Origin of the sequence: Pedobacter sp. ok626 (genome assembly GCF_900100435.1) — a bacterium.
Lineage (GTDB): Bacteria > Bacteroidota > Bacteroidia > Sphingobacteriales > Sphingobacteriaceae > Pedobacter.
Map to the genome: position 1 here is coordinate 259,682 of NZ_FNEX01000001.1, position 16,204 is coordinate 275,885.

The following is a 16,204-nucleotide window of genomic DNA, read 5'->3' on the forward strand; positions in this document are numbered from 1 at the left end:
TGACCTATATTTAATTCCATCTTAATTCTTCTTTGCAATGAACCAGTTTAGCAGATGTTTAGTTGTTACCGCTTTGATCGGGAATATCGTATGTGTTGTAAATGCGCAAAATAAAAACGATTTATATAAATATGTAAAACCCATTATTGGTACTCAAAAAATGGGGCATACTTATCCAGGAGCTACTGTGCCCTTTGGTATGGTCCAATTGAGCCCGGATACCGATACGCTTTCCTACGAAGAGAATGGGAGGTACAATAAGGATGTTTACCGGTATTGCGCAGGTTATCAGTATGATGATCCAACGATTGTAGGCTTCAGTCACACGCATTATAGTGGAACCGGGCATTCGGATTTGGGTGATTTTTTAGTGATGCCAACTGTTGGAAAAGTACAACTTAACCCAGGTACGGCTAAGTCTCCGGAAAGTGGTTACCGTTCAAAATTTAGCCACCAAAATGAACTTGCTGAAGCCAATTATTACAAGGTGAAACTGGATGATGATGGTGTTTTGGCAGAGTTAACCACATCTGCAAGAGTGGGTTTTCATCAGTATACTTTTCCGAAATCTAAGGAAGCCAATATTATATTGGATTTGATGCATGGTCTTTATAACTACGACAATAAAAACGTTTGGACTTATGTCCGGGTCGTCAATGATACTTTGGTTACTGGTTACAGACAAACCAATGGCTGGGCGAAAAACCGTACGGTATATTTTGCGATGTCTTTCTCTAAACCATTTAAGTCTTACGGGGCTAAAGATTTTACTAAAAAAGAGGTTTACAAAGGGTTTTGGGGAAAGTTTGATCAAACCAGAAACTTCCCGGAACTAGCTGCAAGGCAAATTAGAATGTATTTTAATTTTGATACAGAAGAGGCAGAAAAGGTAAAGATCAAGTTTGCGATTTCGTCGGTGAGCAGCGACAATGCCTTGATGAATATGAAGGCAGAAATACCGGGTTGGGATTTTAATCAGGTGAAAGAAAAAGGTCAGCAGCTGTGGAATAAGGAGCTTCAAAAGATTGAAGTGAAAACAGAGAAAAAGGAAGAGGCGATCAATTTTTATACGGCTATGTACCATGCTTTTTTAAGTCCAACAGTTTACATGGACGTAAATAATGAGTACAAAGGTTTAGACCAAAAAGCACATGAGACCAAGGGATTTGTAAACTATACCACCTTTTCTTTATGGGATACTTACAGAACCTTACATCCCTTTTTTAACCTGATTCAGCCGCAAAGAAATAACGATATGGTGAAATCTATGCTGGCACACTTTGATCAAAGTGCTTTACCGATGTTGCCGGTATGGTCTAACTCGGCCAACGATACCTGGTGCATGAGTGGTTACCATAGTGTATCTGTAGTTGCGGATGCGATTATTAAAGGCAATTTCAGTGGTGATGTAAATCAAGCTTTAGCAGCTTGTGTGCGGACGGCAAATCAGCGTAATTTTGAAGGCATAGGAGATTATATAGATAAAGGTTACGTGCCATCGGATAAAAACCGGACTGCGGTTTCTAATACGCTGGAGTATGCTTATGACGATTGGTGTATCGCACAGTTAGCGAAAAAAATAGGCAATACGGAAGTATACAACACCTTTATCAAACGGTCTGAAAATTGGAGAAATGTGTATGATGCTACGATTGGTTTCATGAGGCCACGTTTATCGGATGGATCTTTTAGAAAAGAGTTTGATGTTTTAGAAACTGAGGGGCAGGGATTTATTGAAGGTAATGCATGGAACTATAGTCTGTATGTTCCTCAAAACCCAGAGGCTTTGATTAAGCTAATGGGTGGTGACAAAAAGTTTGTTCCGCATTTGGATTCACTATTTACCATGGATTTACCCGATGTCTTTTTTGCGCATACAGAGGACATCACCAGAGAGGGGATTATTGGTAATTATGTACATGGAAATGAGCCTGCACATCATGTGGCTTACCTTTACAATTATACCTCTCAGCCCTGGAAAACACAGAAAACTGTGCGGATGATTTTGGGAAAACAATACCATAACGGACCTGATGGTTTGGGCGGAAATGATGATTGTGGACAAATGAGCGCCTGGTACATGATGTCTTCTCTTGGTTTTTATCCAATGGCACCGGCTTCTGATCGTTATGAATTGGGCAGTCCATCGGTATTGAATGCGACCCTTAATCTCGAAAATGGTAAGCAGTTTACTGTGGAAGCTAAAAACCAAAGTACCAAAAATGTTTACGTGAAGCAGGTACTTTTAAATGGAAAAGTATTAAATCGTTTATATATTACCCATGCTGAAATTGTTGGCGGTGGAAAATTAACCTTTGTTATGGCTTTGGCACCGAATAAAAAGAGTAGTTAAATGAGGTTACCCATATTTTATAGCGTCCTGGCTATGTCTTTTTTTACAGTAAGTAAGGCCCATAGTCAGGATGAATTTCAAGTTATTGAATCAAAAATTACAAGGTATATAAAATCAGACGTTGAAGGCAATCAGTTCAACCAAGACCTCAAAAAGAACTCATTAGCGATTCAAAATGATGGGCGTTGGTTGGGGATTGATTATTCGTCTAGAGCCGAAACAAATTGGGCTCCGCTGATCCACTTAAACAGAGTTAAGCAGTTTGCCCTGGCTTTAAACGATGCAGGGGCTGCAGGAGATAAGAAACTGGCCTCACAAACCATTAGCGCTTTACGGTATTGGTTGCAACAGCGCCCAGGGAGTGTCAATTGGTTTCAAAATGATATTGCATCGCCAACCGCTATAGGGGAGATCTTGATGCTCTTAAAAAGTAACCATACGTTGCCTTCAACTTTGCAAGATTCCTTGATCAATTCGATGAAGCAGGGGGATGTGGTAAGGGCTGCTGGTGCCAATAAGTTGGATATTGCCATTCACATGATGTATAGGGCTTGTCTCACCAGAGATAAGGTACTGATGGATTCAGCCGTTAACCAGGCATTTATGCCTATTACCTTAGGGAATAGGCAAGGTTTACAATATGATTATTCTTATTTGCAACACGGGCCGCAATTGCAGATTGCAAGTTATGGTCAGGTGTTTTTAATTGGTGAATATAAAGTAGCATCCTGGTTGTCGGGAACCAGTTATGCAATCCAGTCAGAAAAGTTAAAGATTCTTGATCACTACTTAATAAATACTTTTTTAAAGACCATTAGGGGCCGATATATTGATTTTAATACCGAAGGCCGGGGGATTTCGAGGAATGATATTTTAGATAAAACAAATATTACCACTAAAGCAGGAGCGCATAGTTTATTGGCTTTAGCCAAAGAAGTGAATCCAAAAAATGTAGGGGTATTGGATGAGGCGGAACAACGAATTCTACAAATTCAAGCACCATCTTTCGCGGTCAAACCTAGTCATACTCATTTTTATAAGAGTGACTATACGTTACACAATCGACCAGCTTACTCCTTTAATGTAAGGACAGTTTCCAGACGTACAGTTAGAACGGAATTTGGGAACAAGGAGAATTTAATCGGTAAATTTTTGCCTGATGGTTCTACTAATATTCAGCGTACTGGGGCGGAATATTTTAACATTATGCCGGTTTGGGAATGGGATAAAATTCCGGGTGTGACGGGTCGGGATTATAAGGTGGACCAAAGAACAACGATTGAGTGGGGAGAAAGAGGAGTGGGCTCTTTTATTGGTGGGACATCTGATGGCTTGTATGGAACAACCGTTTACCAATTGGATTATGATGAGGTTACGGCAAAAAAGGCTTGGTTTTTCTTTGATGATGAAATAGTATGTTTAGGTACGGATATCAATAGCTTGGCTAAAGAAGCCATTACCACAACCGTTAATCAAGCCTGGGCAAAAGGTCCGGTAAAGGTTTTTGAAAATGGTATCAAAGGGATCTGGCAGGATAGTATTGGTTATTATTTTCCAAATCAGGGAGATCTTAAATGGACCAGTGGAAAGCAAAGCGGTAGCTGGAGTTTAATCAATGCGAATCGATCTAAAAAAGTGGTTCAAGGAAAGGTGTTTAAATTATGGTTTAATCATGGACATGACCCAGTTAATCAATCTTATGCCTATATTGTAAAACCAAGTATCAGTGAAAATGAGATGAAAAGTAACAAGGCTTTGAATACAAAAATATTAGTAAATACACCTGCTGTGCAGGCGGTTGAAAATGAAGATTTACAAATGCTGCAGGTGGTGTTTTATGAGGCGGGTAGTTTGACCAAGCCAAATTTCTCTGTCACTGTTGATCAGCCTTGTGTTTTGTTAATCAAAGCGTTGAAGTCTAAAAATCCAGTCCTATACCTTTCAGATCCTACTCAAAAATTAACAGATTTACATATTAGCTTTAGTTCCGCATTCCTTGACATCAAGGAACTTTTCCCGATCAGTTTACCACAGGGAGATCAGAAGGGAGCAACTGTAAGTTTCCAATTTAATTAAACCTCAATCATAACATATAGTACCTATCCAAACATGAAGAAAACAGTTGTCCTTTTCATTTTAATGACCATGATTATTGCGAATGGTTTTGCCCAGAAAAAGCCATTGGTAGACGTAGATAAAGCATTCGACTTTGCCGCTAAGCAATATACAAATATGTTGGCCAGTCACCAGGATTTAACCAAATTTCCACAATCGACAAAACCGAACGGAGAGCCTTATGACAGGACTTCTGAATGGTGGTGTAGCGGTTTTTTTGGCGGATCTCTATGGTATTTATATGAATACACCCAGGGAGACAGCTGGAAAGTTGCCGCAGATAAATGGACCAGAGCTTTAGATAAGGAAAAGTACAATAAGAGCACGCATGATTTAGGTTTTATGCTTTACTGTCCGTATGGAAATGGCTATCGCATTACTCAGAATAAGGATTACATAGAGCCAATGGTTACGGGTGCAAACTCTTTGGCGACAAGGTTTAATCCTGCATATGGTTTGATCAAATCATGGGATAAGCATGCAGATTGCGAATATCCGGTGATTATAGACAATATGATGAACCTGGAGTTTTTATTTTGGGTGGCTAAACAAACAAAAGATAAAAGATTGTATGACATCGCGGTAACGCATGCGGACAATACGATGAAACATCATTTTAGAAAAGATTTTAGCAGTTACCATGTGGTTTGTTATTTGCCTGGAACCAAAGTTTTTAGACAGAAAACGCACCAGGGTGCAGCGGATTCTTCGGCTTGGGCGAGGGGACAGGCATGGGCAGTGTATGGTTATACTTTGATGTACAGAGAAACTAAGGATAAGAAGTACCTTAAACAGGCAGAAGGTATTGCAAATTTTGTGATTAACCATCCAAATCTTCCTGCGGATAAAGTACCTTATTGGGATTTTGATAGACCAGGCGAAGAAAGAGATGCTTCGGCAGCAGCTGTATTTGCTTCTGCATTTTTGGAATTGAGTACGTTTAGCAAAAAGAACAAAGACTTATATTTCAATACGGCAGAGCAAATGTTGGCTAGTTTAGCTTCTCCGGCATACACGGCGAATTTGAATGAGAACAATAATTTTATCTTAAAGCATTCGGTAGGGCATAAGCCGGCAAAGTCTGAGATCAATACGCCAATTGTTTATGCAGATTATTATTACTTAGAGGCTTTATTAAGGTATAAAAAACTAACAGCTATATAAGCGCTGTTAGTTTCTATATGATTTATAATTTTCTTTGGTGATGATGTCAATAGGCATGTAATAGGTAGGCTCTATTTCTCCATTTAAAACCACATTTTGGTACAAGGCCATGATACCTTTATATCCTTGCTCTTGTGGTTTTTGGCAGATTAAAAAGTCTATTACTCCTTTTTTTAAGTGTTCGATACTTTGAGGCAAGAAATCGTAACCCACTAAAAAGATATGTTCCTGATTGGTTTTTTCTAAAAATTGGGCCACAGAGAAAACCCTGGAATTGGTTACAAAAATGGCCCTTACATCTGTATGCTCGCTTAATACTTCGGTCATGCGTTTCGCAACGGAAAGGTAATCTGTTTCGGGCGTAATGTCGGCTTTCACAATTCGAACCTGCTTTTCATGGTCTTTGAAGTAAGCTCTAAAACCTTCTTCTTTTCGCGACAAGTGATGGTAGCTATCGATCTCTTTCGAGATGTTTACGATCAGGATTTTATCCCCTTCTTTGACTAAATAGTTGACCATATGGGCACTTAAATGACCACTTTGAAATAAATCCGGACCAATGTAACTCAGTCTGGATTCATTCGGGATATCAGAGTTGATAAAGACCTGCGGGATTTTCTTAAGGTTACAAAGCTTAGAAAAGGCTAGTGATTCTTCAATGAAAATAGGTGCGACTAATATGCCATCAATCTCGGTTTTAAGTATGTTTTTCGTTTGTTTTACGAAAGAAGCTTTGTCATTTTGATCATAAAAATATTTATCGATCACAATGCCAAATTGCTTAATCTCGGCTTCGGCCATTTCTATGCCTTTACTTGGTGCATCCCAAAATTCAGTTTCTGTAGAAACAGCGGGGATTAGACTCGCGAAGCGCAATACTTTTTTAGAGGCCAGTCTACGGGCCAAAATGTTAGGCTGGTAATCCAGATCTTTCATAATGGCCAATATTTTATTCTTGGTCGTGTCTGAAACACCAGTCCTGTTGTGTAACACTCTATCAACAGTACCTATAGAAACATTCGCCCTCCTCGCTATTTCCTTAACACCAGTTTGCATATTTGATTTCATTTTTGGATATCGAATTCTTCCGTAAAAGTATTACTAAATCCGAGAATAAAAACCTAAATATATAAAAAGAATGCGCCTTTTATTTAATTAAAAAATTAGCGTCTTCTTGTATTCCTTCGCTGTTTGAGGCTAATAAAGATTCATCATTTACCATTTGTATGGCTTCGCTTGCGGATGGGTAGTTTCCTTTGTAAGGTTTGTTGCTGATGAGGTTGTAGGCCGAGATTAAGGACCATCGTGGTGCATCGCTAAGATTGGCATCCGAACGGTGTAAGGTATTGCTGTGGAAGAATAAAGTATCTCCAGCTTCCATTTCTACATAGACCAGTTCTAGTCGCTTTAATAATTCATCTACTCTTTCTTGATTTGCGCCAACTTGTTCTCCGCTAAAGCCATGCTCGATCCTTCCGGTTAGGTGTGAGCCTTTAATAACTTGTAAGCAACCATTTTCCTTAGTGGCCGGACTTAGTGCCGTGAGCACGCTTAACATCTGCGGATATAGGAAGCCATCGCGGTACCAATAGCCGTAATCCTGATGCCATTCCCATGCGCCACCAACTTTGGGCTCTTTTTGCATCAATTTGGAATGAAAGTGTGCTGGTTTGCCTTCTAGTAAAAGCTGAACACCTTCGACAATTCGTTTAGAGCGGGCTAGTAGGCTATAGGCATCATCAGCTAATGAATACCACAAAGCCAGTTTGGTCCTGAGGCCATTTGCATCGCCTCTGTCAAATGATTTATTGCTGATCACCTGGTCGTGGATAGCAATATCATATAGCTTTTTCACCTCTTCGGGCTTAAGCATTCCTTTGATCAATACATACCCATCTTCGTTGAAGCGGGCTTTGTCTGCTGCACTTAATTTTTTATAGTCCATGTTCTTATGTTTGATTTGTTTTTATTGCGGGGATTAAACGGGTAAGTAAAAAGTAGCCCAGTAAATAGGTGCAGCCGACCATCATGAAGATGCTGCTGTAGCTACCTGTTAATGCTAAAATTCGTCCGGTTAGCAGGGATAGGACAATTCCGCCACTTACTGCAGAAAGTGTAGCTACGCCCATCACTGTACCAACTTCTTCTTTCGGAAAAACATCGGTAATGGTGGCAAATATATTTGCCGTCCAGCCACAATGTGCGGCCGCTCCTAAGCCAATCAGGACTACTGCCATCCATAAATTATCGGCAAAGCCAACTCCACAAAGTAATAAGCCAATTAAGGCGCATACCAATAGTGCTTGTTTTCTGGCCCCATATACACCTTTGCCTTTTCTAATCAAGTAGGATGAGTAAGCACCTCCTGCAAGACTGCCTATATCAGCCAAAACGTAAACTGTAACCAAAGGCCAGCCTAAAGAGCCGGTACTTACGGCCTTGGTTTCGTTTAAGAATTTAGGCAGCCAGTACAGTAAGAACCACCAGGTTGGATCAGATATAAATCGAACCAGGCAAATGGTTAGTACTTCCTTTTTGAAAACGACTTGTTTCCAGCTTTTGAGTGTTGTTGCTTGGTTTCTTTGAGGGTTTTGCTCAGGCCTTTCTTCTGGATTTTGCGCAGAAGCTGGTTCAGGCGTTTGTATAGGTTTTTTATAAGTAATGATCCAAAAGAACATCCATATAAAACCTAATGCACCTGTTAAGATAAAGGCCCATTGCCAACCAAATTTATAAGCAATAAAAGGGATCAGTAGAGGAGCCACGATGGCGCCAATATTTGAACCTGCATTGAAAAATCCGGTGGCAAAGGCTCTTTGAGAAGCGGGAAATAATTCGGCCACGGTTTTAACACTGGCGGGGAAGTTTACAGACTCTCCCAATCCCAAACTAAAACGCGCAAGGCCAAAGCCAATTGCTCCTTTTGCGAAAGCATGGGCCATACCAGCTGCACTCCATAAAGCGACGCCAATGGCGAAGATCCATTTGGTACCAAACTTGTCTAATAGTTTTCCTGATAAGACAACGCCCAGCCCATACGAAACCTGGAATGCAGTTACAATATAGCTGTATTCTACTTCGCTCCAATTGTACAAATGCTGTAGTTCTGGGGCCAAAATGCTGAGCACATGCCTATCCAGGTAATTGATCGTGGTGCTAAAAAAAAGGAGGATGCAAATTTTCCATCCGTAAGAAATTTTCATGTCGTTCAATTAAAGAATGGAAAAGCTCATTCTCGTGTGTTTAAATATTTGGCTTAAACGAAGCTATGACAAAATGGGAGCAGCCTTTAGCGCTAATTTTGCTAGTTATAGAACAAATTTTGCGCTTATGGTTTTTTTTGGGATTAAATGATTAATTTTTGTGCAATGAAAGCACTTCATCTTAAAGTTCCGGCTTATAGTAAATTTTACATTGATGCGAGGCGGGAGCAGGTCAGTTATTTTGCTAATCCCTGGCACTTTCATGATGAGTTGGAGATCACTTTTGTGATTAAAAGTGAGGGCACTAAATTTATTGGGGATCACATTTCAGAATTTAAACCGGGTGAGATTATTCTTTTGGGTTCCCGTTTACCACATTATTGGCGTAATCACAGCAGTTATTATCAAGCGCCAGCGGAAAAAGGTGCAGAAGCCATTATTATTCGCTTTAATCAGGATTATGCGGGCAGCGAATTTCTTAAAATTCCGCCGATGAAACCTGTTCTTGATTTACTGAATGATGCAAAAAGGGGCATTCATATTCGGGAGCCACATCCTGATTTACAACAAAAGTTGATCGACTTTTTAACGCTTGATGAGGCGCAGAGGATTATAGCTTTAACCACTATTTTATTGAGCATTGCAACGCAGAAATCCTATGATTATTTATGTAGCATCGGTTATGCGCATCAATACAAAAGTAACGACATCGAAAAAATAGATGCGGTTTATGATTATGTGCTGAACAACTTTAAAGCTGATTTGAGCCTGGACGATATTGCTTTAAGGTGTAACATGAATACCGCTGCATTTTGTAGGTATTTTAAACGAAAAACGGGGAAGACCTTTGTAGATTTTATGAATGAGATCAGGTTGGGAAATGCGGCTAAATTATTGCTGAAAGGGGACCTTACGATAGCAGAGGTGGCATTCGAATCTGGTTTTAACAACCCTTCTTATTTTAACCGCTTGTTTAAGCGATTTAAAGGACTGACACCAACTGAATATCAATCGCAGTACTTAAGCACAAATTAATTATCGAATGGAATTAGAATTTTATATCCCTAGATGGGGGAATAGGCATTTATCATGGGCTGACTTTGCAAGCAAGGCGAAGCTTGCAGGTTATGCTGGGGTAGAGGCTGGTTTGCCTGTAGATGAGGAGGAGCAGTTGGATATGTTTAGACAACTAAAAGAGAAGGGTTTGCGTTGGATCGGCCAACACTTTGAAACAGCTACCGCCGATTTTGCGGCGCATGTTCCGCAATTTGAAACACGATTGTATGCTTTAGCAGCGGCAAATCCGGTTTTGATCAATTCGCAAACGGGGAAGGATTTTTTTACGTTCGAGCAAAATTCTGAGTTGATCGCATTAGCGGCCAGAATAAGTAAGGAAACTGGTGTGCGGATATTGCATGAAACGCATCGTGGTAAATTTAGTTTTTGCACTTCGGCTACCGGTCTTTATTTACGTCAGTATCCAGATTTAAGATTAACAGCAGATTTTTCTCATTGGTGCTGTGTGGCGGAATCGTATTTGCAAGATCAACAAGAAATACTACAGTTGGCTATTGATCGGTCAGATCATTTTCATTCTCGTGTAGGCTTTCCAGGAGGCCCTCAGGTCAATCATCCAGCAGCTCCAGAATGGAAAGAGGCACTTGATTTTCATTGTGCATGGTGGGATGCGATTGTGCAACGTCACGCTGCTTTGAAAACCAAGACCTTGACTATTACTTGTGAATTTGGTCCTTATCCTTACATGCCACAATTGCCATTTAATCAAGAGCCTGTTAGCGATTTGTGGGAGGTAAACCTTTTTATGAAAAGCTTTTTAGAAAAGCGATATGCTCATTTATCGCATTAACCAATAGCCTAAGATAGATATTCCTCTAGGATACCAATAGCCAATCCAAACATCATCTTTTTTAAGCAGTCCATCATTGTACGCATATGGGCTGTTTTTGTTCCAATTGTAAACATAGGATGCCGATGAATGTTTAATGCCATACCATTGTGCCGCTACCACATCGGCAACAATGGTTTTGCTGAACCAGGTGGTGCCTTCTTGGGTGGTTAGTTTGATTCCGTAATCTGTTATACTTTGGCTGTAGGTTTCAGCATAATCTTTTTTCAATACTGCGGCAAGTTGGTTGAGTAAGGGTAATTTAGCGCCGACAAGGCCCGGTAAAAATAGCCCCTCGCCAATCACTACCGAACGTTGGTTCCATTTTGGGAAGCTTTCATCTAAACTTACCGGAATAAAGCCGTATTTCTGTTGTGCTTTTTTTAAGGTGTTGAGGATGAGGTTGGCTTCTTTTTCAAAATGCAGGGCCTGTTTGTTTCTTAAGCCTTCATTATTTACAGCTACCCCCATGTTTTTATAACCAGCACCTTCTCCATCAACTACACCTTTTTTTGTAGCATCTATTGCATGAACCTGTGCTTTATTGGATAAGGCTCTGAACATTTCGGCCGCTACGGCATAGGCACTCAATTGTTTGGCCCCTAAGAAGGTATTGTCTGGCGAAAGTTTGAGCGCTTCGTTGGCATCATAGGTGGTCCAGCCAAATGCTTTATCGGCGATTCCGTTTCCATTGGTATCTCTGTTGATGACAGATTGTAAGAGCACGTCTACTGTGCCCAGCATCGATTTTACAAAAGTATCATCTTTGCTAATTTTCCAATAGTAATAAAGCAGCAATACGAAGGATGTATTTTCTTCTACAGCCATATGTGGACCGTAGTTGTAGTTTGCCGTTTCGCTTACAAAGGGTAAATCGCCCACATCATGATACAAGTAGGGGCCATATTCTGCAGCTGTCATACCTTGTTGGTAAGCGGGTTTATTTTGAACCGGATTGGCCGGAACGGTAAGCTCTGCACGGGCGATATAGTTTGTCCACTGGCTCAGTTGAAGTTTTAAACGCCAGGGGCAGAAAATAGCACTCACTTCAGTTTCGTGCGCCACATCTACCGTACTGAGGTGTTTAAATCTGCCTTCAGAAACATAAAATCGAGGGGTTTTATTTTCATCCAATAGGAAGAAGGTATTTGCCAAATCGGTATGAAAGGTTAAGGCTAAAACCCATTTCTCCTGATCTGTTAGAGCACCATTCATTAAACTATCCTCAAATTTTTGGGTAAGACGTATGTTCTGCTCAAAATTTTCTGTGGCATATTGCAAAACCTCATTGATGTTTTTCCAGTAATGGGTATAGTAAAATTTGAGTGGCAGGTTTACTCGTTTATCCTCAATCACGGTATGATCGTGATAGGTTGCATAAATTTGATTGAACTCTTTATTCGCTTGTTGAGGTAGGTTGAATTCATAAAATAATCCGCCAAACCCTGCTTCGCTGAACGTGCCTTTTGCAGGGGTTTTAATCGCCGACAGGGCCATTTTGCCATTTAAATTGGCATTATCTCTAAATAGAACGGTCTGTTCAGTATTGTCTGGTTTCATCGGTTCAAGGGCCATGAAGTTGAAGCCTTTTACAGGTGTTTTTGCAATCGCAACTTTAAGCTTGCAGTCTATAGCAGTTTGACTTTCGTTGGCTACATTAATTTGCAAGTAAAAGCCCGGGAAGATCTGAGTTTTGATGGCTGCAGTATCTGCCAGGTCTTTCGAAGAAGTAAAGGCAGAAATTAGTGTAAAATTAACCTTTACACCTTCGGGAGTCTCGCCGCTAATGAGCATGGATGATGGTCCGAATCGGAGTTGCTGGTTTTTAAAATAGCTTGCATTTCTAGGCAGCTTTGTTGTTCTAAAACAATATGTTTTTTTGTTAACGGTTAAGCCGATGAGTAAGCCTGTTTGTTCGTCCATATCGAAGCCCAAACTACCTGTTTGCATGCTTTGTTTTTCATTCAGCAAGGAGAAAGTAAAGCGACTACCCAAACGTGAATTTAGTAAGGAGAAATTGGTGCTGTCTGTAAGCGGGGTAGGGATTAAGTTCTGATCAACCTTGAAACTTTGTGCACAAACAGTTAAGGATAGGCTTATTGATAAAACTGTGAACAGTATTTTTTGATAATTCATTCGGAAATTTTAAGATTTATAAATGATTAATTGCTCTTGAAACTTGAAGCGGGTAAGCCTTCTTGATTGTAAAGGTTTGCACCATCTGGACTATCCGCCCAGGCATACCGCACAGCAATTGGTCTGCTGATGGTATCGCTCCAAACTACCACTTGTTTTCCAACTATTTTGGCTTGTGCAGGGACAAATTCTTTCCCATCAGCAGATATAGCGAACATGTTTAATTTTTCGCCTAAACACTTTAGTCCTGTTCCAACATGATCAAAGGATACGTATATCTGATTACGCGAAACTTTTGCAGATTTGTAAATGGGCCCCGAGAAAACAAGGTTTTCATGATAAGCTATTCGCTCTGCTGCCAAAGCCAGTCGCTTTCCTACATCTAATTTATTGGCGGGGTGTATGTCGCCTTTCTCTCCAATATCATGAATGACAGCCATGCCAGTGTTCGGTACATTTAAGGTCTTCATCTGAGCTTCTCTCAATAAGGCCCAATTACTATTTAGAGGTTCTGTGCCTGTACTACAATAATTGGCCAATTGTACATATAAAAATGGCAAATTTGGCTGTTGCCAATCCTTACGCCATGAATTGATTAAGGAGCTGAGTAAAGCTTGATATTGCTCTGGTTTAGGTGCGTTACTCTCGCCTTGGTACCAGGTTATCCCTTTAATGCTGTAATTGGAAAGGGGTTGAATCATGGCGTAGTAATAGGCTGTTGGGCTGTGTCCTGACAATCCATTCCCTCTAGGTAAAACTGGAGTTTCGATTCCAGTTTTAAATTTCCAGGCGCCATCTAAGGCTATTGAATCATTAGTGAATTTAAGTTGATACCTGCTTTTTAAATTGAAAGCAATTGGGTTTGTTGGACTGATCAATCTGATGGTGATGGTGTTTTTTCCTGCTTTGAGTATTCCAGGTTTGATGGTATAATTACGCTCGGTATAGCCGCTGTTTAGAGATCCTATTTTTTGTCCGTTTAGGTAAGTTTCATCTTGAGTCTGCATCATTCCCAAAGAAAGACTGACCGCTTTACCTGCTAAATGCTCTGGGATATTGACTTCAGTTTTAAACCAGATAGAGCCATATTTTGGCGTTTTTATTTTTTCATTTAGCTGTGCTAAATTTGCAGTTTCCTGCCAATCTGTTACATCCTGATATGCGGTTAAAAACCATTTCTCGTTTATCCCTAAATCATCTTCTTTTATTGATTTATTCCAGGCTTTTGTTGTTAATTGATGTGCATTTAGTAGGCGTGCTACTTCGGCGGTATCTTTTAATTTTTGGGCTACCTTATCGTAATCTGGAAATTGTTTTAAGGACTCGCTATTTACCCATGATTGGGCTGGTGTACCACCTACACTTGAAAGGATAATACCTATGGGCACTTTATATTTTTCATGTAAATCTCTTGCGAAGAAATAAGCTACCGCCGAAAAAGACAAGATCGTTTTGGGGTTTGCACTTACCCAGCCGTTATCGCTGCTTACATCTGGTATTGGGTTAAAAGCCATGTCTCTTTTAACAGCAAATTGCCTGATCATCGGATAATTACTTTGTTCAATTACTTGAGGGTAATTTGCTTTGATGTTAGGTCTACCCATTGTAGCCTCCATATTAGACTGGCCGGAACATAGCCAAACATCACCTATGAGCAAATCCTTAAGCTCAACGTTATTGATTTGCATATTGAATGGTCCCCCAGCTTGCTGCGGTTCAATATTTATCACCCATTTGTGATCTGAGCCAGCTTTTGTGGCGTATTTTTTATTCTTAAAGGTTAAGGTGATTTCTTCACCAATATCAGCCCAGCCCCAAATCTTAATGTTTTGATCTCTTTGTAATACCATTCCATTGCTTACTAATCGGGGAAGTTTGATGGTGGCCTGTACAGTAATCGTAAATAACAGCAGGGCGGCGATGCATTGTATGAACTTTTTCATTCTGGCTATATTTGGTCATACAATAATAGCATATTCCATTTGATAATTGGCGATAAATTATAATAAAAACATATAAGTTATCGTACACGAACAATGATGTTTGCTTTTAATTTGATGAACGAAATACATTTTACGAGAAGGGTGGAACGTTCAAAAAATAAAATCTATTATCTTTAGCTAATTTTTCAATATATGTCAGCAAAAGATAGTGAACTAACAGGCGTTAAGGAAATTGCAAGAAGAGCAAATGTTTCAAGAGGAACAGTAGATCGTGTGATCCATAATCGTACGGGTGTATCACAGAAAACCATCGATATCGTTAATGCGATTATCAAGGAGCTCGATTATCAACCAAATATCTTTGCACGAAGTCTGGCGTCCAAAAAGCAGGTTGTTTTTGCGGTACTGATTCCAGGTGTCTCGTTAGAAACCAATTATTGGGAAGAGCCACTTCTTGGTATAACAGAAGCGGGAGCGGAAATTAGCCCTTATGGAATTACTTTGAAAAAGTATTTATATGACCTAAATGATAAAAAGTCTTTTCTGGAACAGATCGCACTCATTGATCTATCTACGGTGCAGGGCGTACTTTTGGCACCAAGTTTCATTGAAGAGTCTGAGCATTTTGTAAAGAAACTGGAAAGCAGAAAAATACCTTATGTATTTATCAATTCGGATATTCAGGGACATGACAGTCTGAGTTATTTTGGTCCTGATCTTTACAAAAGCGGTTACCTTTCAGCGCACCTCATGAAATATCTGGTAAAAGAAGGAGAAGAAATTTTGATAGTTAACATTTCAAAGGAAATTGACAACCAACATCACCTTTTACGTAAAGAGGAAGGATTCAGAAACTATTTCATCGATAAGAAATTAACAAACCCCATTCTGAAAATTGATATTAAGCAGACAGATTATGCTTATGTGAGCAAATCTATTGAGGATGTGTTACAGCGCCATCATGTCGCTGCAGTTTTCGTGACGAATTCCAGGGTATCTACCGTAGCTAAATATTTGAAAAGGAGTGGAGCTGCCAATAGGCTCTTAATCGGATTTGATTATACCAAAGAGAACCTTGCTTATCTTAAATCTGGAGATATTGACTTTCTAATTTGTCAGAAACCCAGGGAACAGGGCTATAAAGGATTGATGGCCTTATATCAGTTTGTTGTGCACGCTAAAGTGGGCGAAAAAAATAATTTTATGCCAATTGATATCATCACCAGTGAAAACTGTGATTTCTACATCAATTAAGTTCTAATTACCATATACAGACTTTAGTAACAAAATTAATTTCAAGTGCCGAATTTGGAAATACAAGAAATGTTTCCTTTCTTCGTGCACGTGAACGTTTATTACTTACCGAACCTTAAGCGTTAGCCAA

At 39.8% G+C, this 16,204-nt stretch carries 11 protein-coding genes; 6 read left to right on the top strand and 5 right to left on the bottom strand.

The window, feature by feature from the left end:
• Nucleotides 1-37 precede the first annotated feature (37 nt).
• The 3 genes from BLS35_RS00935 to BLS35_RS00945 are packed head-to-tail and all read left to right on the top strand — an operon-like array spanning nucleotide 38 to nucleotide 5,632.
• Nucleotides 38-2,353, top strand: a complete 2,316-nt coding sequence (locus BLS35_RS00935) for a GH92 family glycosyl hydrolase (RefSeq protein ID WP_090776907.1) — start codon at nucleotides 38-40, stop codon at nucleotides 2,351-2,353.
• Nucleotides 2,354-4,429 (top strand): polysaccharide lyase family 8 super-sandwich domain-containing protein, encoded by a 2,076-nt coding sequence (locus tag BLS35_RS00940; RefSeq protein ID WP_090776908.1) that lies wholly within the window; start codon nucleotides 2,354-2,356, stop codon nucleotides 4,427-4,429.
• A 33-nt stretch (nucleotides 4,430-4,462) separates the two neighbouring features.
• Nucleotides 4,463-5,632, top strand: coding sequence for a glycoside hydrolase family 88 protein (locus BLS35_RS00945; protein WP_090776909.1), 1,170 nt, complete (start codon nucleotides 4,463-4,465; stop codon nucleotides 5,630-5,632).
• Nucleotides 5,633-5,638: 6 nt separating this feature from the next.
• Here BLS35_RS00945 and BLS35_RS00950 read toward each other — a convergent pair whose 3' ends face one another.
• The 3 genes from BLS35_RS00950 to BLS35_RS00960 form a co-directional block, all read right to left on the bottom strand.
• Complete coding sequence (locus BLS35_RS00950; protein ID WP_090776910.1) at nucleotides 5,639-6,700, bottom strand: LacI family DNA-binding transcriptional regulator; 1,062 nt, start codon at nucleotides 6,698-6,700, stop codon at nucleotides 5,639-5,641.
• A gap of 79 nt (nucleotides 6,701-6,779) precedes the next feature.
• Nucleotides 6,780-7,577, bottom strand: a complete 798-nt coding sequence (locus BLS35_RS00955) for a phytanoyl-CoA dioxygenase family protein (RefSeq protein WP_090776911.1) — start codon at nucleotides 7,575-7,577, stop codon at nucleotides 6,780-6,782.
• Between the two features lie 4 nt (nucleotides 7,578-7,581).
• Nucleotides 7,582-8,835: an MFS transporter gene (locus tag BLS35_RS00960; RefSeq protein ID WP_090776912.1), complete on the bottom strand. Its 1,254-nt coding sequence runs from the start codon at nucleotides 8,833-8,835 to the stop codon at nucleotides 7,582-7,584.
• 165 nt (nucleotides 8,836-9,000) lie between these two features.
• On the opposite strand from BLS35_RS00960, the gene BLS35_RS00965 reads away from it, so the two are divergent.
• Together BLS35_RS00965 and BLS35_RS00970 are read left to right on the top strand one after the other, a co-directional pair.
• Complete coding sequence (locus BLS35_RS00965; RefSeq protein WP_165973188.1) at nucleotides 9,001-9,870, top strand: AraC family transcriptional regulator; 870 nt, start codon at nucleotides 9,001-9,003, stop codon at nucleotides 9,868-9,870.
• Between the two features lie 7 nt (nucleotides 9,871-9,877).
• Nucleotides 9,878-10,702 (top strand): sugar phosphate isomerase/epimerase family protein, encoded by an 825-nt coding sequence (locus BLS35_RS00970; protein ID WP_090776914.1) that lies wholly within the window; start codon nucleotides 9,878-9,880, stop codon nucleotides 10,700-10,702.
• On the opposite strand, the gene BLS35_RS00975 is transcribed toward BLS35_RS00970, so the two are convergent.
• Both BLS35_RS00975 and BLS35_RS00980 read right to left on the bottom strand, forming a co-directional pair.
• Nucleotides 10,691-12,877, bottom strand: coding sequence for a glycoside hydrolase family 52 protein (locus BLS35_RS00975; protein ID WP_090776915.1), 2,187 nt, complete (start codon nucleotides 12,875-12,877; stop codon nucleotides 10,691-10,693). The genes BLS35_RS00970 and BLS35_RS00975 overlap by 12 nt on opposite strands.
• A gap of 26 nt (nucleotides 12,878-12,903) precedes the next feature.
• Complete coding sequence (locus BLS35_RS00980) at nucleotides 12,904-14,820, bottom strand: sialate O-acetylesterase (RefSeq protein ID WP_090776916.1); 1,917 nt, start codon at nucleotides 14,818-14,820, stop codon at nucleotides 12,904-12,906.
• Nucleotides 14,821-15,012: 192 nt separating this feature from the next.
• On the opposite strand from BLS35_RS00980, the gene BLS35_RS00985 reads away from it, so the two are divergent.
• Nucleotides 15,013-16,074, top strand: a complete 1,062-nt coding sequence (locus tag BLS35_RS00985) for a LacI family DNA-binding transcriptional regulator (protein ID WP_090776917.1) — start codon at nucleotides 15,013-15,015, stop codon at nucleotides 16,072-16,074.
• The last annotated feature ends 130 nt before the right edge of the window (nucleotides 16,075-16,204 follow it).